The 24,644-nt window shown below is 62.4% G+C and carries 17 protein-coding genes; 7 read left to right on the plus strand and 10 right to left on the minus strand.

Features of this window, described 5'->3' with window-relative positions; translation table 11 throughout:
* Positions 1-70: 70 nt before the first annotated feature.
* Positions 71-1,204, plus strand: a complete 1,134-nt coding sequence (locus tag GR198_RS02730) for an RHE_PE00001 family protein (RefSeq protein WP_029872108.1) — start codon at positions 71-73, stop codon at positions 1,202-1,204.
* 331 nt (positions 1,205-1,535) lie between these two features.
* On the opposite strand, the gene GR198_RS02735 is transcribed toward GR198_RS02730, so the two are convergent.
* The 3 genes from GR198_RS02735 to GR198_RS02745 are packed head-to-tail and all read right to left on the minus strand — an operon-like array spanning position 1,536 to position 3,560.
* A complete protein-coding gene (locus tag GR198_RS02735; RefSeq protein WP_029872109.1) occupies positions 1,536-2,246 on the minus strand; it encodes a Bax inhibitor-1/YccA family protein in 711 nt (236 codons plus the stop codon).
* A 20-nt stretch (positions 2,247-2,266) separates the two neighbouring features.
* Positions 2,267-3,034: an anti-sigma factor family protein gene (locus GR198_RS02740; protein ID WP_029872110.1), complete on the minus strand. Its 768-nt coding sequence runs from the start codon at positions 3,032-3,034 to the stop codon at positions 2,267-2,269.
* On the minus strand, positions 3,021-3,560 hold the full coding sequence (locus GR198_RS02745) for a sigma-70 family RNA polymerase sigma factor (RefSeq protein ID WP_029872111.1): 540 nt from the start codon (positions 3,558-3,560) through the stop codon (positions 3,021-3,023). The genes GR198_RS02740 and GR198_RS02745 overlap by 14 nt, the downstream gene beginning before the upstream one ends.
* A gap of 175 nt (positions 3,561-3,735) precedes the next feature.
* Here GR198_RS02745 and GR198_RS02750 point away from each other — a divergent pair, with 175 nt between their 5' ends.
* On the plus strand, positions 3,736-4,044 hold the full coding sequence (locus GR198_RS02750) for a hypothetical protein (protein WP_029872112.1): 309 nt from the start codon (positions 3,736-3,738) through the stop codon (positions 4,042-4,044).
* A 41-nt stretch (positions 4,045-4,085) separates the two neighbouring features.
* Here the strand turns inward: GR198_RS02750 and cueR are convergent, their stop codons facing one another.
* The 5 genes from cueR to GR198_RS02775 all read right to left on the minus strand — a co-directional run bounded on the left by cueR (position 4,086) and on the right by GR198_RS02775 (position 17,373).
* Positions 4,086-4,475 (minus strand): Cu(I)-responsive transcriptional regulator, encoded by a 390-nt coding sequence (cueR, locus tag GR198_RS02755; RefSeq protein WP_025397678.1) that lies wholly within the window; start codon positions 4,473-4,475, stop codon positions 4,086-4,088.
* 9 nt (positions 4,476-4,484) lie between these two features.
* Complete coding sequence (locus GR198_RS02760) at positions 4,485-7,010, minus strand: heavy metal translocating P-type ATPase (RefSeq protein WP_029872113.1); 2,526 nt, start codon at positions 7,008-7,010, stop codon at positions 4,485-4,487.
* A 107-nt stretch (positions 7,011-7,117) separates the two neighbouring features.
* Entirely contained in the window at positions 7,118-9,727 is a 2,610-nt protein-coding gene (gene treY, locus GR198_RS02765) for a malto-oligosyltrehalose synthase (RefSeq protein WP_029872114.1), read from the minus strand.
* Between the two features lie 102 nt (positions 9,728-9,829).
* Positions 9,830-11,908, minus strand: a complete 2,079-nt coding sequence (pbpC, locus tag GR198_RS02770; RefSeq protein WP_029872115.1) for a penicillin-binding protein 1C — start codon at positions 11,906-11,908, stop codon at positions 9,830-9,832.
* Complete coding sequence (locus GR198_RS02775) at positions 11,905-17,373, minus strand: alpha-2-macroglobulin family protein (protein WP_164067313.1); 5,469 nt, start codon at positions 17,371-17,373, stop codon at positions 11,905-11,907. The genes pbpC and GR198_RS02775 overlap by 4 nt, the downstream gene beginning before the upstream one ends.
* Before the next feature lie 199 nt (positions 17,374-17,572).
* Here GR198_RS02775 and msrA point away from each other — a divergent pair, with 199 nt between their 5' ends.
* Positions 17,573-18,277 (plus strand): peptide-methionine (S)-S-oxide reductase MsrA, encoded by a 705-nt coding sequence (gene msrA, locus GR198_RS02780; protein WP_029872117.1) that lies wholly within the window; start codon positions 17,573-17,575, stop codon positions 18,275-18,277.
* 66 nt (positions 18,278-18,343) lie between these two features.
* On the opposite strand, the gene GR198_RS02785 is transcribed toward msrA, so the two are convergent.
* Positions 18,344-18,883 (minus strand): L,D-transpeptidase family protein, encoded by a 540-nt coding sequence (locus GR198_RS02785; RefSeq protein WP_029872118.1) that lies wholly within the window; start codon positions 18,881-18,883, stop codon positions 18,344-18,346.
* 282 nt (positions 18,884-19,165) lie between these two features.
* Between GR198_RS02785 and GR198_RS02790 the strand changes: the two genes are divergently transcribed.
* Positions 19,166-19,606, plus strand: a complete 441-nt coding sequence (locus GR198_RS02790; protein ID WP_026265589.1) for a response regulator — start codon at positions 19,166-19,168, stop codon at positions 19,604-19,606.
* A 27-nt stretch (positions 19,607-19,633) separates the two neighbouring features.
* Here GR198_RS02790 and GR198_RS02795 read toward each other — a convergent pair whose 3' ends face one another.
* The gene (locus tag GR198_RS02795) at positions 19,634-20,374 is read right to left on the minus strand and encodes a TetR/AcrR family transcriptional regulator (protein WP_029872119.1); all 741 of its coding nucleotides are present in this window, start codon (positions 20,372-20,374) and stop codon (positions 19,634-19,636) included.
* A gap of 171 nt (positions 20,375-20,545) precedes the next feature.
* Here GR198_RS02795 and GR198_RS02800 point away from each other — a divergent pair, with 171 nt between their 5' ends.
* The 3 genes from GR198_RS02800 (at position 20,546) to GR198_RS02810 (ending at position 24,640) form a co-directional block, all read left to right on the plus strand.
* Positions 20,546-21,745, plus strand: coding sequence for a multidrug effflux MFS transporter (locus GR198_RS02800; RefSeq protein WP_029872120.1), 1,200 nt, complete (start codon positions 20,546-20,548; stop codon positions 21,743-21,745).
* Positions 21,746-21,882: 137 nt separating this feature from the next.
* The gene (locus tag GR198_RS02805; RefSeq protein ID WP_029872121.1) at positions 21,883-23,175 is read left to right on the plus strand and encodes an MFS transporter; all 1,293 of its coding nucleotides are present in this window, start codon (positions 21,883-21,885) and stop codon (positions 23,173-23,175) included.
* A 430-nt stretch (positions 23,176-23,605) separates the two neighbouring features.
* A complete protein-coding gene (locus GR198_RS02810) occupies positions 23,606-24,640 on the plus strand; it encodes an ABC transporter substrate-binding protein (RefSeq protein ID WP_029872122.1) in 1,035 nt (344 codons plus the stop codon).
* The last annotated feature ends 4 nt before the right edge of the window (positions 24,641-24,644 follow it).

A 24,644-nucleotide genomic window follows, 5' to 3' on the forward strand; every position in this document is an offset into this window, starting at 1 on the left:
AACCATGTCATACATGGCGGAAGGAAACACGTATTTTGCTTCCATTTGTGAAAAACCGTAAAGCTTAACAATGCGCTACGATATCGACGGTGCAATGCTTCAAACCCTGCTTCCAGCCCTTACCGCGGCGGAGGATGCAGTGGCGCGGCTGGACGAGCGGGTGTTGCGCTCGCCGGTCGGCGAGGGATTTGCCGAACGCAGCCATTTCTTCGACGCCGCCGGCGCGCTCTGGGTGGCCGGCGAACTCGTGCATGTCGAGGATCTCGTTTTGCATGACGCGCATATGGATAGCCGCGCTCCCACCCACGAACTGACGATCGCCCATTCCGTGCTGCGGGCACGTCGGCGCATCTGGACGGGCGAACCCGCCTGGGCACTCGGCGTCTCGGGGCTTGCGACGCTGACCGCGACCGGCGGGGAAGGGGAGGGGAAAGCGCAGGAAGCAAAGAGTGTCGCCGCTCCACTCGAGACCGACGAAGAGGGCGAGGATGAGGAGGGGCCGCTCGCTGCCGAGATGGCGGAGATCGATGCGCTTCTTGCCCGCTCGCAGAAGCTGCTCGATATCCATACCGGGAAAACGCCGCCAGGCGAGACGGCCGCCCTTACCCCGGCAAGGCGCAACGAAGATCCTCTCGGCTTGCTCGGTGACGACGAGTGGGACGAGGAACAGCGGCTTGCGGAGTGGCGAAGCGTCCAGCCATTGGCCGATAGCTTACCGCCGGTTCTCGGCGCTATCATCCTCTTCGAAGCCTGGGAAAGGATCGAGCCGTTGCGGCGTCAGCACTGGCTCGGCGGTCTTCTGGTCGCAAGCCATCTACGCGCCCGCGGCAAGGTCGCCTCGCATCTCTTTTCTTTTTACGGTGGGCTGAAGCTGGTGCGCCATGAGCGTCGTCGGGCACGCGATCGCGTCACCCGGCTGCAAGCCTTTCTGGAGGCGATGCATCTGGGTGCTGTGGCCGGCCTCAAGGAAATCGACCGCTTGTCCTTAGCACGCACGCAGATGGAGCTGCGCTTTCGCGGCCGCCGTTCGAACAGCAGCCTGCCGGAGCTTGCCGATTTCATCCTGTCGCGGCCGATGGTCTCGGCGGCGATGATCGCCCGTCAACTGCGCATCACGCCGCGCGGCGCGCTCAATCTCGTCAATGAGATCGGCATTCGTGAAATTACCGGCCGGGGGCGCTATCGTGCCTGGGGCATCATCTAGCGCGAAACTCCGAAAATCGGCGTCGATTTTCGGAAAGGATTATGCGCAGATTCAAAGTGATAGAGCGTCCTTAGCGCGTCTGAAAAGACGCGCGGTGCTCTGCTCTAATGCATGTCGCCCAAAAGTGGGCAGCGGTTTTGCGACAACGACATGCATAAAACAAAAACTTAAAGTGCGTCGCATGATTCCGATTTGACGCGATGCGCTTTAAAAACGAAAACGGCCGGGCGTTGGCCCGGCCGTCTCGTTTAGGTGAGCACCCAGTCCGCCATCCTGTCACAGACTGCAGACCAGGCGCTCTTGCGCTTCCTTTGCCCCCAGAAGCGCAGTCCTATTCCCGCTCGCCGGTGAAGTTGAGCAGAAGCTGGAAGATGTTGACGAAGTTCAGGTAGAGCGAGAGCGCACCGAAGACGGCGAGCTTCTGGTTCGATTCCTGATCGTAGTTTTCCGAATATTGTTCCTTGATGTTCTGCGTGTCGTAGGCGGTGAGGCCGACGAAGACGACGATGCCGATCACCGAGATCGCAAACTGCAGCGCGCTCGAACCCATGAAGATGTTGACGACAGAGGCGATGATGACGCCGAAGAGGCCCATCATCAGGAACGAGCCCATGCGCGAGAGATCACGCTTCGTCGCATAGCCGTAGAGGCTGGTGGCGCCGAACATCGTCGCGGTGATGAAGAAGGTCCGCGCGATGCTCGCCCCGGTGAAGACCAGGAAGACGGAAGCGAGCGACAGGCCCATCACGGCGCAGAAGGCCCAGAAGGTGATCTGGGCGGTGCTGGCAGACATCGTCTGGATCTTGAACGAGAAGAAGAAGACGAAGGCGAGCGGGGCGAGCATCACCACCCACTTCAGCGGCGAGCCGAAGATCGGGACGTAGAGTGCCGGCGTCGAGCCGACGACAAAGGCGACGAGGCCTGTGATGACGAGGCCGAGAGCCATGTAGTTGTAGACGCGCAGCATATGCTGGCGAAGGCCTTCGTCGAAGAGGGCCTGGGAGCCGGTGACGGCGCCGTAGCGCGGATTGATCGGGTTCATGCTGATCTCCTCGGTTTGAATTAATAGAGCGAGCGGGCGAGCCGTTCGGCCGCCTGGTCGAGATTGAGACCGCTATCGTCGGCGATCAGCGCATAGGCGACCTCGCCGATCTGCCAATAGGCGGCTTCTGCTTTTTCCAGCGTGAGATGACTGACCGGCTTGACCTCGAAGGCGCCCGGACGGACGGCGAAAAGCGACAGTTGCTTTCCATCTGATTGTTCGATCGCCATCTCGACGCTGGGACCGAATTCGGACGGGAAGATCTGCACGTCGGCGACCTTCCAACCCTTAGGCAGCTCGGGCATTACGATCGCGGTGGCGGCGCGAATATCGTCGGCGCTATAGGTGGCCGGCGTCTGCGGAGGCATCGATTGGCGCAGCGCCGCGGTCTGATAGGCGCGGACGGCGTCTTCGACATAGGCGGGTGCCGGAACGGATGCCACCACCTCGGTCGCCGAGAAGGCGCCGAAGGAATTGTGCGCCACCCAGCCGGCAGCGATCAGAATACCGACGGCGGCAATGCGCTGCATGGAATGGAAGATGCGGCCATAGGAAAGGCCACGTTCCAGCCGGCGGGCGGCATCGCGGGTCTCGGGCCGGCCGAAGGCACTTTCGCCGGCAAGCGCCAGACGCAGTTCGCCCTTCATGCTGAGGTCGGCCATGACCTTGGCGGCAATCGCCGGATTCTCGGACAGATAGGATTCCACCTGGATGCGGCGGGCGACATCGAGCTCGCCATCCACATAGGCGTCGAGATCGGTATCGATGATCGGATCAACTGCTTTCATTGCCGTTCCCTCCGATTATTCTCAGATGCGAAACCCGCGGCGTCTTCTCCTCGAATTCGCGCAGGTGAGCCCGCGCGCGGGAGATGCGCGACATCAGCGTACCCACAGGAATGCCAAGCGCCTGGGCGGCCTCCTGGTAGGAAAGGTCTTCGATCGCGACGAGGTGAAGCGCCTCGCGTTGTTCCTCCGGCAGGTCGAAGAAGGCGTCGCGCACCTGCTGCAGGCGCACGGCATGTTCCTGGCCGGCCGGTAGCGATTGCTCGGCGTCGACAGCTGCCTCGTCGTGACGGCGCGTCAGCGACCGGTTCTGGCGAAGACGATCGATATGGGCATTGTGCAGGATGGAGAGCAGCCAGGTGCGCAGGTTGCCGCCGCTGCGGAAGCTTTTCCGCTTCTCGAAGGCGCGCACCAGCGCATCGTGCACCAGATCCTCCGCCTCGTCCGAATTGCGCACCAGCGAGCGAGCGTAGCGCCTCAGCGCTGCGAGCTGTCCGATGACATCGAAGGGGCGGTCTTTGCGTTCCATGATTGAGTATACGGAAATGCGGCGGATTTTATTCCAGGCGGGCGTAAAAAAATCATGCGGGGCCGTCGCCGTCGCCGGTTCATTTCAAATATCCCTTAGGCGCCCTAAATCCGCGATTGTTTATGACAATTACATGACGGATCATGACGCCGCTGATTTGAGGGGAAAATCCAGAATGAAGGAAAAGAAGCGGGTCTACGAAGCTCTCGTGGACGGCGCCATGGAAGGGCTGACGGACGAGGCGCTCTACGATTTCGTCAGGGCGCGTTGTCCGAAGGCCACCAGCAGGAAGATCGTCCGGGCCTCGCTTCTTGCCCTGACCGATCCTCATCTCAGGGACCGCAATATTCTCGACGTGATCTATGCGCTCGCGATCAAGCATCGGCTGGATGATGGCGTACTGGACGACGGCGAAGACGAGGGGCCTGACGAGCAGCCTCAATCCTCGCAGGCGGCCAACCAGAACATGCCCCAGCTTTCCTGATACAGATCATCTGAAACGCGACGCCTGCTCTCCTGAAATGGTCAGCCGCCGTCCGAAAGCTCTTCGAGGATCGGACAGTCCGGCCTGTCGTTGCCATGACAGGCATGCACGAGATGCTCCAGCGTGCGACGCAGCTCCGTCAGTTCGCGGATCTTGCGGTCGATCTCGGCAAGCTTGGTCTCAGCAATATCCTTGACGTCGGCGCTCGCCCGGTCCTTGTCCTCATAGAGCGCCAGCAATTGCCGGCATTCCTCGACGGAAAAGCCGAGGCCGCGCGAGCGTTGCAGGAAGCGCAGCTTGTGGATGTCGGTTGCGGCATAGTCGCGATAGCCGTTTCCGCCCCTTTCGGGACGGATGAGGCCGATATCCTCGTAGTAGCGGATGGTCTTGGAAGGCAGGCCGGAGCGTTCCGATGCTTCGCCGATATTCATCGCCATCTCCTATAATTTTGCAAAGCGCAGTCTGAGCGCATTGGCAATGACCGAAACGGACGAGAGGCTCATCGCTGCCGCGGCGATCATCGGCGAAAGCAGCAGCCCGAAGATCGGATAGAGCAGGCCGGCCGCGATCGGCACGCCGAGCGCATTATAGCCGAAGGCGAAGCCGAGATTCTGGCGGATGTTTTTCATCGTCGCCTCCGCCAGTCGCCGCGCCCTGACGATGCCGTTCAGATCGCCCTTTACCAATGTGATGCCGGCGCTTTCCATCGCGACATCGGCGCCGGTACCCATGGCAAGGCCGACATCGGCGGCGGCAAGCGCCGGCGCGTCGTTGACGCCGTCACCGGCCATGGCGATGATGGCGCCCTTGGCACGCAACTCGTCGATCAGCGCCTTCTTGCCTTCCGGAAGCACGTCGGCGCGCACCTCGTCGATGCCGAGGCTCTTTGCCACCGCACGCGCCGTGCGCTCGTTGTCGCCCGTCGCCATGATGATCTTCAACCCGCTCTCGTGCAGCGCCTTGATGGCGGCCGCTGTTGTCGGCTTGATGCGGTCGGCAACGGCGACGAGACCGGCAAGCGCGCCGTCGAAAACCACGAACATCACCGTCTTGCCGTCGCCGCGCAAGGCTTCGGTCTTCTCGGCAAGTGCGGCCGGATCGATACCGAGATCGGCGAGCATCGCCGCATTGCCGAGCGCTACCATCGTATCGCCGGCAAGGCCCTGAACGCCCTTGCCGGTCTTTGCCTCGAAGCCGGTGACTTCCACCAAGGAGACACCACGCTCCTCGGCACCGGAAACGATAGCTTCGGCCAGCGGATGTTCGGAGCCGCGCTCCAGGCTTGCCGCCAGCGACAGCAGCCTGTTTTCGCCGACACCGCCGAAGGCGACGATATCGGTAAGCTTCGGCTTGCCTTCAGTCAGCGTGCCGGTCTTGTCGACGATCAGCGTGTCGACCTTCGAAAAACGCTCCAGCGCTTCGGCGTCCTTGATCAGCACGCCTTCCTGCGCACCGCGCCCCGTGGCGATCATGATCGACATCGGCGTCGCGAGGCCGAGTGCACAAGGGCAGGCGATGATCAGAACGGCGACAGCGGCAAGCAGGCCATTCGCCATGCGCGGCTCCGGCCCGATCGCGGTCCAGACGAGGAAGGCAAGGATGGCAGCGGCGATCACCGCCGGCACGAAGACGGCCGACACCCGGTCGACCGCACCCTGGATCGGCGCCCGCGAGCGTTGCGCCTTGGCGACCATGTCGACGATGCGCGACAGCACCGTGTCGGCGCCGACCTTCTCGGCGGCCATGACGAAGGTGCCGTTCTTGTTTATCGTGCCGCCGGTCAGCGGGTCGCCCTTCGACTTCTCCAGAGGCAGGGGCTCACCTGATATCATCGATTCGTCGACGGTCGACTGGCCTTCGAGGACGGAGCCATCCACCGGCACCCGCTCGCCGGGGCGCACACGCAGCCGGTCACCAGTCTGGATATCGTCCACCGGCACGTCGCTCTCGCTGCCCTCGGCATCGATGCGCCTCGCCGTCTTCGGCGCAAGGTCGAGCAAAGCGCGAATTGCCGAGCCGGTGCGTTCGCGCGCTTTCAATTCCAGCACCTGGCCGACGAAGACGAGCGCGACGATGACGGCTGCGGCCTCGAAATAGACGGGCACGGCCGCGCCATGGCCACGGAAGCTCATCGGGAAGATGCCTGGTACAAGCGTGGCGACGACGCTGTAGACATAGGCGGTGCCGACGCCGAGACCGATCAGCGTCCACATGTTCGGGCTGCGGTTGACGAGGGACGCCCATGCGCGGCGGAAGAAGGGCAGGGCCGCCCAGAGCACCACCGGCGTTGCCAGCAGCAATTCGATGAATGTCGCCTGGGGCTCGCCGATCGCGTCCCGGAGCGGCAGGCCGAGCATCGGCCCCATGCTCAGCGCAAGCAACGGTATAGCGAGAATGGCGCTGGCCCAGAGCCGCCTGACGAAATCGACGAGTTCCGGGTTCGGGCCTTCGTCATCAGGCGGAATGCCCATCGGCTCCAGCGCCATGCCGCATTTCGGGCAATCGCCCGGACGATCGCTGACGACCTCAGGATGCATCGGGCAGGTATAAAGCGTACCCTTGGGTGCCGGCTTTGCCGGCGGGCGGCTGCCGTCGCGATAGGCTGCGGGGTCGGCTTCGAACTTCGCTTGGCAGGCGGCCGAGCAGAAGTAGAATTTTTCGCCTTCGTGCTTCAGGAAATGTTTCGCCGTGGAGCGATCGACGGTCATGCCGCAGACGGGGTCCTTCGCGGTCAGGTAGTCCTCAGGCGCCGCCGCGAATTTCGTTCGGCAGCCCTCGGAGCAGAAATGATAGATGCGGCCGTCATGGTCGAGCGAGGGTTTGCCGGCCTGCGGATCGACGGTCATGCCGCAGACAGGATCACGGATCATGGCGCTTGCAGCCTTCTCCTGTTCATGGCCGCAATGGCAATGATCGTCGCCATCGGCGTGACTGTGATGGTGATCGTGTTCGTGCTTGATATCCATGACTATCTCCTGTGCTCGGTGGGGCACTTGGATAGGCTTATCAACCTTCCAGCGACTGGAAGGTCAAGCACTATTTTCATGGGCTCGATTTTTGCGGCGGCTGATCCTCAGATCGGGGTGATCAGCCCGACCGGCTGGCTCCCGAGCAGGGTGGCGACCGAAATGCTGCCACCGGGCTCGACCGTCTTTCCGGTCACCAGATCGGCCTTCAGCCCGTGAAGCGGGGAGGGGACGGCGATCGCCGTATCCTCCCAGAATTCCGGACCGGCAAAGAGCACGCCCGGATCGAGCCAGCCGAACATCAGCCGCGGCGCCACGATGATGGCGAAATCACCCTTATGCACCCGGGCAAAAGCAAGCACATGGTCGCGCCTGTTGCCCGTCACCTTCAGCGGCAGATAGTCGCCTCCAGCAAAGAGGTCTGCGTGCCGCTGGCGCAGCTGCAGGCCGATCCCGACGAGGCGCTGCTTCAACGCTGCGGCCTGCAGCTTGGCGATCGGCCCGGATTCATCAAGCCAGGCCGTCAGCCGCTGATGATCGACCGGCCGGCGGTTGTCGGGATCGACGAGGCTGAAATCGAAGCCCTCCGCACCCTGGTAGATATCGGGAATGCCGGGGGCCGTCAGCTTGAGCAGCGTCTGCGACAGGCTGTTGAGGTAACCCGCCGCGATGAAGGGCTGCAGCACCCTTTCGAAATCCTCGAGGAAGACGTCATTGTCAGACGAGACCAGTGCCGCGGCATAGGTGGTGACCGCTTCCTCGTAGGCGGCATCCTGTTCCGTCCAGCCGCTGCGCAGTTTCGCCTCGCGCACCGCCTTGACCGCGTAATCGGTGAAGCGTTCGCGGAGTTCTTCGGTCTGTCCTCTGTCGAAATCCTCCGGCCAGATGCCGGCCAGTGCCTGATAGAGCATCCATTCGACATTTGGTTCCGGCGCGGCACCCTCAGGCAGATCCTTCAGCCACGGCCGGTTCATCTCGCGCCACCGCTCGACCGCCTGGGCGAAAACATCGGCGCCTTCGCTCAGCGCATAAAGCCTTGCGCGCGCATCCTCGCCGCGTTTGGTGTCGTGGGTGGCGCTTGCCGAAAGCCCATGCGGCTGCAGCCGCGCCCGCTCGGCCATGCGGCGGTGGAATTCTTCCGGGCCGCCAGGCGCCTTGCCCGGTTCGCCGCCGACTTCGTTGGCGGCAAGCAGCCTGTTATAGCGGTAAAACAGCGTATCCTCCGTCGCCTTCGCCATCACCGGGCCGCTCAATTGCTGGAAGCGGATGCGGAAGTCGTGGGCCGCGTCACCTTCGACCTTGCCTTCGAGAAGCGTCAGCACGTGGTCGCATGCACGCCGGTCGTCCAGCTGCGCCATGGCTTGTGAGGCGGTCGCCGCAAGCACCGCTGAATCCTGCCAGGAAAGCGGACCGCCGTCGCCATAGGTGCGGTAGACGGGGAAGGCGATCAGCAGTTCGCTGAGCGCAGTGGTGATCTCGTCTCTTTTCACCTCGGGAAAGATGCCTGCTGCGATCGACACCAGCCTGTCGGTCTCGCCGGCGAAATTGCGTTCGACCATCAGTCGCTTGGCAAGCCGCCGGGCCTCCTCGATATTGCCCGTCTCGCCGGCGATGCTGCGATAGGCATCGTCCAATATGCGCAGACCGCCGCCGTCGATGAACAGCTCGCTGAGCGCAGCGATGAATTCATATCCCGTGGTGCCGGCGACCGGCCAGCTCTCCGGCAGGACCTCGCCGGCGCCAAGGATCTTTTCCACGACGATATAGGTGTCCGGTCCGGCCGCCTCCCGCAACCTGTCGAGATAGGCCTTAGGCTCGGCTAGCCCGTCGACATGGTCGATGCGCAAGCCCTGCACCTTGCCATGGCGCACCAGCTCGATCACCAGCCGGTGCATGTCCTCGAACACGGCTGAATCTTCGACGCGGATGCCGACCAGTCCGGTCACCTCAAAAAAACGGCGATAGCTCAGATGTCGTGCCGCCTCCTTCCAATGGGTCAGCCGCCAATGCTGCCCCTCATGCAGGTTTCTCATGAAATCGTGGTCGGAGGAGACGTCATTGAGTTTTTGCCGGAGGACTGCCCGATCGCCGCCTTCAAAGAGGATATCGCGCATCGCGCGGTTGCAATCCTCGCCGGAGGTCACGGCCGCGGCCTCCGCCATTCTGGTGGCAACCGGATCGTCGAGCCGGTTTGCGATCGCTCCGTAACTCGTAGGGTTCAGCGGCAACAGCGTTTCGAAATAACCGAAGGCGAAGTTACCGTGCGTTTCGTCGAGCGTGATGCGCAGTTCGCCGTCGGCCAGTGCTCCCTCGAAATCCTGGCCGAGCTGCGGCAGCGTCAGCGGCTCGCTCCAGTCGATGTCGAAATGGCTGAAATAGGCGCTTTGCCGGCCAAATGTCAGCACGTCGCGCCACCAGCCGTTTTCCGGCGAGGCCGCCATGTGGTTCGGCACGATGTCGAGGATCAGCCCCATGCCCGCCGAGGCGAGGCTTTCCGTCAGCCGGTCGAATCCTGCCCGGCCGCCGAGCGCCGGGTCGATGTCGTTGGCGTCGGTGACGTCATAGCCGTGGGTCGAGCCGCTGACGGCGGTGAAGATCGGAGAGGCGTAGAGGTGGCTGATGCCGAGCGTCTTGAGGTAGGGGACGAGGTCGCAGGCGCGATCGAAGGTCATGCCGTTGCGGAATTGTATCCGGTAGGTCGCTGTCGGAAGTGTCATGGGGCCGTCTGACGTTGGAAAGAGATTGTCCCCAACGGTTGCAGCGCGGCTTTGTTCCCTTACTGCGCAGCGGGTCCTTTCAGACGCGCCAAGAACGATGCGCTAGTCGATGAAAACGCCGACGCTTGCGGCGCGTCCGGCCGAGTCGATGACGGTCAGTTTCGAGTAGCCGCCGCCATCGGGCAGCCATTGCTGGATGCGCCGGCGGGAGAGATCGGGCAGCGGCTTGCCGTTGGCAAGCCAGCGGAAGGGGGCTCGGCCGCCCTGAAGCTTCAGCATCAGCGGTGACAAATTGCCTTGCCCGGCGCCGAGATCGACATGCGCGCCCTCGGGCGGATAGATGATCTGCGGCGCGGCCTCGCGGCCGGAGGCGAGCAGGCCGCTGGCATTGAGTGCGAAACGCCGCTGGCTGATCGGCAGTTCGGACTGGGCGATGCGCACGGCGCCGGCAGGCGGGCGGGGCAGCGGCGTCGTCGCGATGCCGGACTTGGCGAAACCTTCGAACAGGATGGGCGCGGCGGTGCCATAGCCGGTCAACCCCGGCACGGCGCTGTTGTCAGGCCGTCCGACCCAGACGCCGAGCACATAGCGGCCATCATAGCCGACCGACCAGGCGTCGCGATAGCCGTAGCTCGTGCCGGTCTTGTAGGCGATGCCGCGCTGCGGCGCGCCGGCGGGGGGAATGACGCCGGAGAGAATATCGGCGACGTTCCAGACCGCGACCGGTTCCAGCAGCGGTTCGCCGTCGAGCTTGGCCGGTGTGCCGGTGACGCCGTCGCCGAGCCTAACCGGCTGGCCGCGATTGGCGAGCGCCGTATAGAGCTGCACCAGATCCTTCAGGGTAATGCCGACGCCGCCAAGACCGATCGCAAGCCCCGGCGTCTCATTCGGCGGCAGGACTGGGCGTACCTCGGCGCGGCGGAAGCGCACCATCAGCCGCGACGGCCCGACGGCATCGAGCAGCTTGACAGCAGGCACGTTCAGCGAAAGCTGCAGCGCCTCGCGCACGGTGACGTCGCCCTGATAGCTCATGTCGAAATTGCGCGGCCGGTAGCCGAAGAAATCGGCGGGCCGGTCTTCGATGATCGTCTCCTGAGACACCAGGCCTTGCTCGAAGGCGAGCCCATAGATGAAGGGCTTCAGGGTCGAGCCCGGCGAGCGATTGACGCGCGTCATGTCGATCCAGCCGGAACGGCTGGCGTCGAAATAATCGGCCGAGCCAACCTCGCCGACGATCGCGCCGGTTTGCGCATCCGCCATTATCATGGCGAGCGAAAGCTTCGGCCCGAGCTTCATGGCCGCTGCCCGCGCAACCGCCTCCAGCCCCTGCTGCACCTGTTTCTTCAGCGTCGTCTGATGCTTGAGAACCGTCGGCTCCTTGCGCAGTGCTGCTTCGGCGACATGGGCGGCAAGTGCCGGCAACTGCATGCGCCGGGCCGGGACTGCAACGCCTTCAGCTCGCTCCGCTTCACCGTCGCCAACGGCCTCGGCGACCGCCACGCGGTCGAGCACACGCTTGCGTGCGGCCTCGGCTGCCTTGAGATTGCGGTCCGGCCGGCGCCGTTCCGGCAATTGCGGCAGAGCGACGAGCAGCGCCGCCTCGGCGACCGTCAGACGCCGCGGTTCCTTGCCGAAATAGGCAAGGCTTGCGGCGCGCACGCCTTCGAGATTGCCGCCATAGGGCGCGTGTGTGAGATAAAGGTCGAGAATCTCTTGCTTCGACAGCCGCCGTTCGATCTGCACGGCGCGCACCAATTGCAAGAGCTTTGCCGAAAGAGAGCGTCCTTCGCGCGGCTCGATCAGCCGCGCCACCTGCATCGACAGCGTCGAGGCGCCGGAGACGATGCGGCCGTTGCTGACCAATTGCATGGCGGCACGCCCGAGCGCCCAGGGGTCGACGCCGCCGTGGTCGTAGAAACGCTGATCCTCATAGGCGATCAGCATGCGCAGGAATTGCGGATCGACCTCGGGGACCGTCGTCTTCAGCCGCCAGCGGCCTTCCGACGTCGCAAAGGCACGCAACAACTGCCCATCGGCATCCAGCACTTCGGCCGACACGGCATTTGCCCTGGCGAGCGGCGGCGGAAAGGCCTTGTCGGCGGCATCGAGCACAAAGAGAGCCGTGCCGGCAAGAAGGATGCCGGCAGCCAACCCGATCGCAAACTTGTGCCGCCGCCTCATTGTTGCGCCGTCACGACCTCCATCTTGCCTGTTGCCGTGCGGGCCGAAAGCTCCGGCCGGTACATATCCTCGACGTTTGCGGCCGGATGGTCGTAGGTGCCGGGGGTGACGGCGCGCACGACATAGGCGACGTTGAATTCTCGGTTGTCGCCGGCTGCACGGTTGAAGGCGGCAACGAAACGATCGTAGCGGAATTCGGTATGGGCAGCGGAAATCTCGCCGATCCAGTCGAAATTCGTCATCTGGGCGCTGTCGACGAGGTTAGGATTGTCGATCTCGAAGCCGGCGGGCAGAAGGTCGGTGATGACGATGCGCGACGGCCAGTCATTGGTTTCGCGCACATGGATGACGACGACGTAGCGTTCGTTCTGCTTCGCCTCGCTGACATTCGCCTGCTCGCCGTCGAGCGTGTAATAGGTCCGCTCGATGATGAAGCCGTCGCCGCCGGCCGGCAGCGGCACTGTCGGGGCGGCAACGGTGGTGACCACAGCCGAAACCGCGTCGTTGGTCTGGTTGGTCAGCGTCAGCGGATGGTCAGCCAGGGCATCGCCGGTCATGCGTGCCATGTAGGCGCCGGTGTGCGCGGCCCCATTGACATCGACCTTCAGGCCATCGTCACCGCCCTGGATGGCGCGCGCGGCAAGCAGCATCCAGGTTTCTTCCTGCGTGCTCTTGTATTTGCTGCGCTCCCATTCCTTGCCGACCGCCTTGGCGAGTTCCGGGATGACGGGTGGTACCGGCCGGCTTTCGGCAGCGAGCGCCAGGATCGCCGCGCCATCGCGCAGGATCGTGCCGTAGTCGGTGCGCGAGAGGTTCACGCGCGACACCATCGACTGCTCCGACATCTGCAGCGCATCGAGGAAGATATTCTTCGAACGCTGCGCATCGCCGTAAAGCGCCAGCGCGGCGGCGATATGCGCCTTGGCGAGCGGCGTCGGGAAGTCGTTGATCATCGTATCGGCATAGTAGCGCAGATCGCTGATCGCGGCCTTCTTGTTGCGGGCAAGGACGTAGATGGCATAGGCGATCTGGTCGCCCTGGCCCTTGATGTCGGTGGTGTAGGACAGCGTGTTCTGCAGGTTTTCGAGCGCCTGCACGAAAGCCCTTTCCGGCACGTCGTATTTCATTTCACGGGCCCGCGTCAGGAAATCGGTGACGTAGGAATCGAGCCAGACATCGCCCGAATCCGGTCCCCAGAGGCCGAAGCTGCCGGCCGAGGCCTGATAGGAGAGCACGCGGTAGATCGCATCCTGCACGCGCTTCTTCACATCATCGTCACTTTCCATGCCCGCCTGCTTCGCCACTTCGGCGAGATAGAGCAGCGGCAGCGCCCGGCTGGTGGTCTGTTCGGCGCAGCCGAAGGGATAGCGGTCGAGCGTCATCAGCAGGGCCGGGATATCGAAGGCGGCCGAACGGGTGACGTTGACGCTGATCGAGGCGCCGGGCAGCACACTGTCGGCGAGCAGGTTCTTGTCGACGGTGAGTTTTGCCCCCGGCTTCAGCGCCAGCACCCTGCGTTCGGTGATCGGCAAGGAGGCCGGGCGCACTGGCAGGTCGAGCGTCTGGTCGAGCGAAAGGCCGGAGGCGTCGGAGAGGTTGATCGAGACATTGCCGGCACCCGGCTGTTTGCCGACGAGCGAAAGCGTCAGTTCGGATTTCGCGCCGGCCTCGAGACGGATCGTCTGCGAGGCGGATGCCTGCTCGATGCCGACCGCGTCATTGCCGGTCAGCTGCAGCTTGTAATCGCCGGCCGGCGCATCGGTATTAGCGATGTCGAGGCGCAGATTGGCTTTGTCGCCAGGCGAGAGGAACTTCGGCAGGCTTGCTGTCACCACGACCGGGTCGCGGATGATGACATCCTTGACGCCGTGGCCGACGCCTGATTTCGACCAGGCGACCGCCATGACGCGCGCCGTGCCGTTGAACTGCGGAATGTCGAAGGAGACATTGGCCTTGCCTTCGGCGTCGAGCTTCACCGGCCCGGAGAAGAAGGCGACGAGCTTCTGCGTCGGCGGGCTTGCCTGCAACGCAATGGCGCCGCCATCACCGCCGGTCCGGAGCTTGCCGGTCGCACCCAGCGAGCCGTCGATCAGGCGGCCATAGAGGTCGCGGATTTCAAGTCCGAGCTGGCGCTGGCCGAAATACCAGTCCTCCGGGTTCGGCGGTTCGTAGCGCGTCAGGTTGAGAATGCCGACATCGACGGCGGCAACCGTCACATAGGCATCCTCGTTGGCGCCGGCGCCCGCCACCTGCAGGCCAATGTTCAGCGGACCGCGCGGCAGCATCTTTTCGGGCGTGTCGAGCGTCACCTGCAGCGCGCGCTGTTCGGGATCGACTTTCAGCCACTTGATGCCGATCGAGCGCATCGGCATGTGGCTGTCCTGGGCGTCGCCGGGGCGGAAGAGCGTGGCGGTCACATAGGCGCCGGCACCCCAGTCTGAGGTAACGGGGATGTCGATCTCGCCACCGGTCTCGCCGATCGTGGCGTTCTGCACGGCAACCAGCTTTTCGGTTCCCGCCGTCACCATCAGCTCGCCGCCATAGCGCGAGGTGACTTTCAGCTTGGCGGTTTCGCCGATCTTGTAACTGTCCTTGTCGAGGGCGATTTCCAGCCCGTCGGGCGTTTCGGTCGAGGTCGAACTCACGAACCAGCCGGCGTCGAATTCGACGCTGGAGGTCGGGCCGTCGGCATCCGGGCTTTCCACTTCGAGGCGATAGCGCCCCCAGCTCACCGGCACGGAAATCTTGCCGCCGTCCATCGTCGCGTCGACGCTGCCGTTGGAGACCTGCTCGGCGGTGTAGACCGGCTCGTATTTCCATGCCGTTCCCTCGCGATACCACTGGTATTGCCGGTTGAGGCTGTAGAATTTCCAGCGCAGGCCCTTTGCCTCCTGCTTTTGTCCATCGGCATTGACGCCGATCACCGTGAAGTTGGCGATCGAGTTCTCCGGCAACTCGTCGGAAAATTCCGGCTTGATGCCGATCGATGCGCCTTGATTTTTCACCGGAATGGTCAAAGTGCGCTCGATGGCCCGGCCGCCCGCCTCCTGCATGCGCATATAGACGGTGGCGTTCAGCAGTTGCGTCGTTGCCGGCAGTTCGCTGATGGTGAGATCCGTCGAGGCTTCGCCGTTCTCGTCGAGTTCCGGCAGGCCATCGATCGGCAGGCGCGAATCCTCGCTCGCCTCTTCGTCGGCAAGCCCGAAGAGGAAGCCCTTGTAGGCAGCACTCTCACGCGTCGGCTTGACGACGACGTCGCCTTCGAGCGTCAGGCCGGCGGCCGGGGCGCCGTAGAGATATTTGCCCGAAACGGTGATCGTCGCCGGCGTGTCCGGACCGACTTCCTTGGCCTCGGTCTTGATCTCCATGTCGGTGCGATCGGGGACGAAATCGTCGACGAGGAAACTTTTGGTGGCGATCGCGCTGCCCTTGGGATCGGTATAGATGTTCATCGTCCAGGTGCCGCGCATGGCGTTTTCCTGGGTCGGGAAATCGACGGTATAGCCGCCGAGATTGCTGGTCTGGCTGACGATCCGCCGGTCTTCCACACCGTCGGGGCGGCTGAAGATGAAGGTGAGCGGCAGGTTCTCGATGGCGTTGCCATCGGTGTCGCGGGCGAGCGCCTGCGCATGCACCGTCTCGCCGGCGCGGTAGATGCCGCGTTCGGTAAACGTCAGCACGTCGATCGCGCCGGGTGCCGCGCGACCCGTGACGCCGCGGTCGGAAAGGTCGAAGCCGGCACGCGTCATGTCGAGGAAGACGTAGTCCGAGGTCCCGTTCCTGGCGGCAATGACGGCGGGCGTCAGCGCCGCCGTACCGCGGATCAGCCCGGCGGTGAAGGTGGCGCGGCCGTTTTCGTCGGTGGTGGCGGTGCCGAGCACTTCATTGTTCTTGGCAAGCAGCTGCAGTTCGACGCCTGATATCGGCTTGGCCGAGGCGAGCGAGCGGGTGAAGACGTTGAGCCCATCGGTGCCGGCATAGGTGGTGACGCCGATATCGGAGACCAGGAACCATTGCGTCGCCTGCGAATCCCACTCCTGCGCCGGGCCGTTTGCCGCCGTTGCGGTCATCACGTAGATGCCGGGCTTGCGCTCGGGCAGCGCCTCGTCGACCGGGAAGCTGGTGACGATGTCCTTGTTGAGCTCGTTGGCGATGTCGATCGAGCCCTGCCAGACGAGTTCGCCGTTCTGATCCTGGATGTTCTGGGCGCTGTAGCCGTCGAGCTGGCTCAGGAACTGCGAATTGGTCAGCAGCGGCGCGATGGCGCGATCGCCGATGCGGTAGAGTTTGAGGTTGGCCGAGGTCATGTTGACCGAAACGATCGGGATGCCGCGGCGCGCCGTCGAGGGCAGCACGAAGCTGTCGCCGGTGAAACGCACCATCTGGCTGCGGTCCTTGATATAGACGTCGATGCTGACAGGTGCTTCGAGCACTTCGTCGACTGATGACGGCAGGCCGGTGCGGAAGGCGATCTTGTAGGTCTGGCCATGCGTCAGTCCCTCGACGCAGATCTGCTTGTTCTTGGTTTCCAGCGCCTTCGGCGCTTCGCCGTTCAGCGTCACGAAGGGCGTGTAGTCGGTGGTCTTGACGAGCGCTTCGGAGAAGGTGACGCAGGCACGCGGCGTGGCGCTGTCGGCATCGACCGTGTGTTCGGTGACGCGGAAGCCCTGTGTCGATTTCAGCTGCAGGTAGGCCGCCTGCACATCCTTGGCGCCGACTAGCGCCAGGCTCGCCTTGTAGGCGTCGAGCGCCGGGCGGTAGTTGGCATTCCGCTCCAGCGCAGTGGCGAGCACGGCCAGCGCCTCGGCGCGTTTGGCGGTGGTGCGCGTCAGCTCGTAACCGTTCAGCGCGTCGACCACCGCCTGTCCCGTCGTGCTGCTCTCGGCGCTGCCGAGCGAGGCTGCTGCGCGGGCGGTTTCGAGCCAGAGATCGGCGTCGTCAGGTGTGATCGACAGCGCACCATGGAAGGACTTCAGCGCGTCGGCCAGATTGTTGGCGGTGAGGTCGAGGCGGGCGTTGGCCGTGAGGCTGTCGACGCCCTGGCCCTGCTGGTCGTCGGCAAGCGTGAGATTGTCCTTGAAGTCATGGGCCTGCTGGATGAGATCGTTGCTCAGGAAGGTCAGGCGCGGCGCAGCACCGATATCCCGTTCCTGCTGGCCGGCCGTTTCGACGATCTTGCCGGCGATGGCGCCGGGGAAGGCGTTCATTGTCTTGAAATCGGATTTGAGGAAGCACCATTTCACCTTGGGATTGTAGGTGAAGGCCTTGCAGCTCTTGTCGCCGATGCAGGAGGTCTTGCACTGATCGAGCGAGACGTTCTGCTCGGTGCGAAGATCGAAGCCGAAGAAATCGGCGTCCTTGATCGTCTGGATGTCGCGCTTGGTGTCCGCAGCGACGGCGGGAAAGCTGATGGCGATCATGGAAAATGCGATTGTCGCGAAAGCGAAGAACGAGCGCACGGACATAGGTTCCCCCCGGAAATGCTGGCTCTGACCGGCGGGCACTGTCCTCACTCCTCGCGAGATTGTCAACTCAAGTTGAGCGCTGTTTCATGTTCGCACAGGCGCTTTCGTCTGGCTGTCAAATCGGCGTGAGTGACCGCCTTGTGATTTGCGGCATCTACAAGGATGAGCAAGTATTTGGGCCGTCGCAGGAGGTAGCGCCATGTCCACGTCTTCCCACCGCAGGAGCCTTGTCGCGCTCCTTGCTGCCACTCTATTCTCGCTCGGCGTGTGTGCCGCGGACGCGGCCGAGGATGCCGTCGTCATCCCGCCGCCGGCCGTTGATGAGGTGGCCAGCACAGGCACCGAGACCGCCATTTTCGCCGGCGGCTGTTTCTGGGGTGTCCAGGGCGTCTTCCAGCACGTGAAGGGTGTGAAGAGCGCCGTCTCCGGTTATGCCGGCGGCGACGCCAAAACGGCGCAGTATGAAACCGTCAGCACCGGCTCGACGGGTCACGCCGAAGCCGTGCAGGTGACGTTCGATCCGAAACAGGTGAGCTACGGCAAGTTGCTGCAGATCTTCTTCTCGGTGGCGCACAACCCGACGCAGCTGAATTTCCAGGGTCCGGACCGGGGAACGCAGTACCGTTCAGCGCTGTTCGTTGCCGATCCCGAGCAGCGCAAGGTCGCCGAGAATTATATCAGCCAGCTCGACAAGGCGCATGCCTTCCCGCAGCCGATCGTCACCAAAGTATCCGAAACGACAGGTTTCTATCCGGCCGAAGCCTATCATCAGGATTTCCTGACGCTCAATCCGACCTATCCCTATATCGTCTACAACGACCTGCCGAAAATCGAAAACCTGAAGTCGCTGTTTCCGGCCGACTACCGCGGCAAACCGGTCCTGGTGATGAAGGTCAAGGGCTGATCGATCTTGTCGGTCCTGGGATTATCGGCTCTGAACACAGGGATGCAATGCGTTCGTCGCAACAGTTCAGGGCATGATGTCTATGGGCGTATGATTGGGGACGCGGGCCCAAATATCGCGCATCTCTGAGTTGGTGACCGCGATACACCCATCCGTCCAATCCCACAGTTGATGGGCGTTTCCGAATAAGCCCCAGCCATTGGGAAGCCCGTGGATCATGATATTGCCGCCGGGAGGAAAGCCACCGGCGTCAGCGTTGCGCCGATCATCAGAGCCTGGATATGAAATGTGCAGGCTCAGATGCGCCATGGACTTGGGATTTCGCCAGTCTATTTCATAGCGCCCTTCAGGTGTTTTCTCGTCACCTTCTCGTTGCTTGGGACCCTCATCGGCAGCCTGCCCAAGAGAAATCCGGTATGTTGAGATGGGGGTATCCCCTTTGAGGAGGACCATGCGACGTTCGGCTTTATAAACGCGAATGAGGTCAGCCTGTTGCTCCAACGGCGCATCTGGAGGTGGTGAGCCTGCGCCGATCCTGGCCATCAATTTCGTGTAAGCGAGCAAGCTGACGACGACGGCGGTTAAAATGACAAATTTGCTTCTCAACCTGATCCTCATCTTCAAGCTCACCGGATGGCTAATACCGCCTTATCGCGTCCCCATCCAGAAGGCGCGCAGTCGAGACTGAGCACGATCGGGTGCCGCCTTTTTTCTTCATGTTCTTTATTCTTAAGAATTTGTCAACGTTAACAATATCTTAAATACAAGAAACGGCGTTCCACCGCGGAACATATCGTCGACTTGCCCGTTACTGCCATGAGTTTCGCGTCGGGATAGCTGCCGGAGCGGATCCCTCTTTCGAGTTATGCGTAACCAAGGGGACGTATCATGGCCACCAATGTCGTGCGGCGCTGGCAACGAGATGATCTCATGAAACAGAGAGTATTGATCGTCGAAGATGAATTCCTGATCGCCCTCGATCTCGAGGCGACGGTGGAAGGCATGGGGATGCAGGTTGCGGGCCTTGCGAATGATCGCGAACAGGCGCTGCGGCTAGCGCCGCTTGCCGATATTGCTTTTGTCGACGTCAATCTCGCCGACGGCCCGACAGGGCCTGAGATCGGCCGGCGGCTGGCGCAGGAACATGGCATTGCCGTCGTCTTCATGACCGGCAATCCCGAAGTGGTGGCTGACGGCGTCAAGGGCGCGGTCGGCGTGGTCCAGAAGCCGGTCATGCCTTCGGTTGTCGAACAGCTGGTGAAATATCTTGCCGCGCGCCGTGTCGGCATGTTCGCGGTCGTACCCTCACAAATGACGGTCTTTGCCTGATCGGAGGGCTTGATCGGAAGGGCCTGCTCAGCCTGAGATGGCTGCGAGTTGCGGCGGATGGCCGGCCTGTTCCGCCTCCGGCCTGCCATAGGCCTTGAGAAAGGTACGGACCGCGTTGCGCGCCGCCTTTTCCAGTTCTTCATCGGTGGGTGTGGCGCCGAGAAGGATCATCATCTGCAGGTCGGCATTGCCGAGTGCCACGAATTGCCGGGCCGCGACGTCGAAATCATCGATGACGAGCGCCCCCTTATGGGCAAGCCGCGCGAAAAGTGCTGACAGTGCGGTGATCAGCTTGCCCGGCCCTTGCTGCCGCCAGCTTTCGAAGAGGTGCGGATATCGCTCGCCCTCGGTCTGCACCAGCTTGCGCAGGAATTTTCCGTCGTGGTTGCAGATGCAGTTCTTATTGAGGCGCACCGCGAAGGCCGTCAGCTCGTCCTCCAGATCGTCGGCGCGTTCAGGAAAGGTCGAAAGCACCGAGAACAGCATGGCGTTGGCGCGGTTCATGACGTCTTCGACGACGGCGACGAACAGCGTTTCCTTCTCGCGGTAGTGATTGTAGATCGTCTGGCGCGAGACGCAGGCGACTGCGGCGATCTCGTCGATACTGGCGCCGGCAAAACCCTGGCGGCAGAATACGTCGGCCGCGGAATCAAGGATCGACATGCGCTTGGCGCATTGTCCGCGCTGCGTATGCCCCGTCATCCGGGCTGCCGGTGTCATGCGATCTTTCATGAGAGCGAAGATATGACGTCTTGACGTTTTAGACAATGGCGTCTAATTTTACATCTGTGTCCAAATTTATTGACACTCTTGGTTTCGCCGCAGGAGATATGAGCTCCCAACTTCGTCTTCGCGCGAACGATCATCATTCACCCTGAGAGCAATGTGGCGGAGCGACGATCCGGTACCTCCGCCGCGCTTTTATGAAAGATCACCATTATGACGGCTCCCTTCTTTCGCATTGCCCTCATTCTCGGCCTTCTGTCGGCCATCGGGCCCTTTGCCATCGACATGTATCTGCCTGCGCTGCCGTCCATCGGCCAGGACCTGCATGCCGATAACAACGTCACCCAGCTCACCCTTCTGGCCTTCTTCATCTCCTTTGCGCTCGCCCAGCTGGTCTATGGTCCGCTGTCGGATATGTGGGGGCGCAAGCTGCCGCTCTATCTCGGCATCGGCCTCTTTTCCGTCGCCTCGATCGGCTGCGCGCTGGCGACCGATATCGAAACGCTGATTGCCTTCCGTTTCGTTCAGGGTATCGGCGGTGCCGCCGGCATGGTCATTCCGCGCGCCATCGTCCGCGACATGCATACCGGCGTGCAGGCCGCCCGCCTGATGTCGCTGTTGATGCTGGTCTTCTCGATCTCGCCGATCCTGGCGCCGCTGACGGGCAGCGCCGTCATCGAGTTCTACGGCTGGCGCGGCGTATTCTGGGCCGTGACGATCGCCGCCTTTATCGGCCTCGTCCTGCTCGCCACCCAGCTTGACGAAACCCGTTCACCGGCCGAACGCAGCGGCAGCGGCCTGAAGAGCGCCATGGCGGCCTACCGCCTGCTGCTTGCCGACCGCAACTTCCTGACGCTGACCTTCATCGGTGGCCTCGGCATTTCCAGCTTCCTGGTCTATCTCGCCAACTCGCCCTTCGTGCTGATCCAGCATTACGGGCTGACGCCGACGCAATACAGTTTCGCTTTCTCGATCAATGCCGTGTCCTTCTTCGCGGTGTCGCAGGCGACGGGCTGGCTCGGCGAGCGTTTCGGCCTCGTGCGCGTCATGCGGATTGCGGTCAGCGCTTTTGCCCTTGCCATGGTCGTGATGGCGGTGGTGATGGCTGCGGGCTTCAACCAGCTGCCTGTCCTGGCGACCTTCCTGTTCATCGGCTACGGCTTCCTCGGCCTCGTCATCCCGACGAGCGCTGTGCTTGCGCTCGAGGATCACGGCGAGATCGCCGGTACTGCCTCGTCGCTGATGGGCACGCTGCACTTCGTGATCGCCGCCGTCGCCATGGTCATATCGAGCGTCTTCTTCGACGGCACAGCCGTTCCGATGGCCGCCGGCATCGCGCTCTGCGCCTTCGCAGCCTTCGTGCTGACCCAGGCAACGATCGGCCGCCGCGCCGCTGTCGCCGCTGCTGAATGATCAAAGAGACCGTACCTGGCCTCGGGTACGGTCACATCATCAGGGTTGCGGCTGCGAGAAAATGCCGCGCACAATTGAATATCGGCTGGCCGCCCTATTTATCCGATCCCGAAGCATGGTCATACCGGAGAATACTTATGGTCGACGAGAAGCGGCTGATTTCGAAAATCACCTGGAAGCTGATGCCGTTTCTCGGCATCCTTTATCTCATCGCCTATATCGATCGACAGAACGTCAGCTTCGCCAAGCTGCAGATGGTCGATGCCCTCGGAATGAGCGAATATGCCTACGGCCTCGGCGCTTCGCTCTTCTTCATCGGCTATTTTCTCTTCGAGGTGCCGAGTAACCTCTTCCTTGACAGGCTCGGCGCCCGTGTCTGGTTCGCACGCATCCTGGTCTCTTGGGGCATCGTCACCATCGCGCTCGCCTTCACGCAGAACGCGACGATGTTCTATATCCTGCGCTTTCTCCTCGGCGTCTGCGAAGCCGGCTTCTTTCCCGGCGTCCTCTATCTGCTGACGCTGTGGTTCCCTTCGGTTTATCGCGGCAGGATGGTCGGGCTGTTCATGATCTTCAGCGCCATCGCCAATGCCGTCGGTGCGCCGCTCGGCGGCGTGCTGCTCGATCTCGACGGTCTCTACGGCTTTGCCGGCTGGGAGTGGGTCTTTCTGGCGACGGGCGTTCCGGCTGTGATCGCCGGCATCGTCACCTTCTTCTATCTTCCCGGCCGGCCTGAAAATGCAAGCTTCCTGAGCGGCGAGGAGAAGCAGTGGCTCGAACGAAGGCTCACTTCCGAAAATGCTGGCATGGGCGAGAATGCCGGAAACGGCTTCAAGGCGCTCATCGACCCGCGCGTGCTGCTGATGGCGCTCTGCTATATCGCCTTTCCGCTTTCGGCCTATGGCCTCAGCTATTGGCTGCCGACGATCGTCAAGGCTTTCGGCGTCAGCAACACTGTGAACGGTTTCCTCAACATCATTCCCTGGGTGCTGGTCGCGATCGCGCTCTACGTCGTTCCCGCCATGGCCGACAAGGCGCAATCGAAGACGCCTTATATCGTCATTCCGGCCTTCATCGGTGCCGCCTGCCTGCTGCTCTCGGCGCTGATCCCGAACCACACTTTGCAATTCGCCTTTCTCTGCGTCGCCGCTGCCGGGATCTTCGCGCCCCAACCGGTATTCTGGAGCCTGCCCTCCCGCTTCCTCAAGGGCGCGGGGGCTGCGGCGGGCCTTGCCGCCATCAATTCGGTCGGAAATCTCGGCGGCTTCGTCGCCCAGAACGTCGTGCCCTGGATCAAGGAAGCGAGCGGCAGCACGATCGCGCCGATGTTCTTCCTGGCCGCCTGCCTTGCTGCCGGAGCCCTGCTGGTCTTCGTCGTCACGCGTCAGCTGTCGCACAGGGAGCATTCGGCGGCTCCGAGCCGGGTTTAGGTCGACAATGTTCCTTCATGGATACTCTCGTGCTCAGTTGCCGGATTCGTCAGTGAACTATTCAATGATTTCGTCCTGGAAAGCGCAAAGCAGTCCGCCAATGTATGATCCCGTGGTTGCGCATCGCCGCCGCGAAACAAATGTTTCGATGCAACATCAATAGCTTGTCGTTTACTTAATTATCGGATTCATTAGCACAACCCAGTACAGCCGTGATGTCTGATACCCCCAAGCCGAACAGCGTTCTCAGCTTCGATCGGCAGTGTCGCCGCAGGTTCTATCCGGCGGTGTTGCCTTTTTGGCAATTCATCTAGCGAATAATTGTTCTTTATTAGAACGCCAAAATTCCCCATCCTCCCCGGGCACTCGGCAAATGAGCTTCGGTACACGACGATAAAGTCGGACCGGGGGAACAAATAGGGGAACTATTATGTCTCATTTCATGATGAACCGCCGTCGCTTCATATCCAATGTCGCAACGGTGGGCGGCTTGGCCGCAGCACAGACCCTGATCGGCGTGCGTGCCGGCCTTGCCCAAGACGTCGCCCAGGTGAAAATGCAACTGGGCTGGCTGGTCTCCAACGGCGTGATCGGTGAAGTCGTTGCGCAGAAGAAGGGTTTCTTCAAGGAGCAGGGCGTCGAGCTGAAAATCGTTCCCGGCGGCCCGAATGTCGATGGCGTCGCCGGTGTCGCGGCGGGGCAATCGACGCTTGGCCAAATCTCTTCTAGCCCGTCGGTGATGCTGGCGCGCTCCGCCGGCATCCCCGTCAAAGCCTTCCTCGCCGGCTATCAGAAACATCCCTTCACCTATTTTTCGCTGAAGAAAGCGCCGATCCGCGAGCCGAAGGACATGATCGGCAAGACGATCGCCACGCAGCCGACGGCTTTTATCCTGCTTCGCGCCTTGCTCGCCAAGAACGGCATCGCCGAGGATCAGGTGACGATGGTCAATATGGGCTCGGACATGAACCAGCTTTTGACCGGTCAGGCCGACGCCGTCACCGGCTGGATCACCAACACCAATGCCCTTTCGGTCCTGGGTGACGACCGCGTCGACATGATGCTCTGGGACGCTGGGCTGCAGCTCTATGCCAATGTCTACTACACCACCGACGAACAGCTCGACAAACATGCCGACGTGCTGGTGCGCTTCACCACGGCAGCCGCAAAGGGCTGGGGCTATGTCCGCGACCATCCGGAAGAGGCGGTCGACATGCTGGTCGAGACCTATCCCAACCTTGATAAGGCAAGCGAACACAAAGCCGTCGGTCCGATTGCCAAATTCTCCTTCGGCGACACCACCAAGCAATTCGGCTGGGGGGCGATGAACAGGGAAAACTGGGCAGCCCAGATCAAGGCCTATGCCGACCTCAAGCAGTTCACCGGGACGGTTCCGAACGTCGATGACGTCGCGAGCTTCGCCATACTCGATGCGACGGCCGATATCCGCAAGCAGGTCGGGTGAACGG

Origin of the sequence: Rhizobium leguminosarum, from assembly GCF_010668065.1 — a bacterium.
Lineage (GTDB): Bacteria > Pseudomonadota > Alphaproteobacteria > Rhizobiales > Rhizobiaceae > Rhizobium > Rhizobium leguminosarum_S.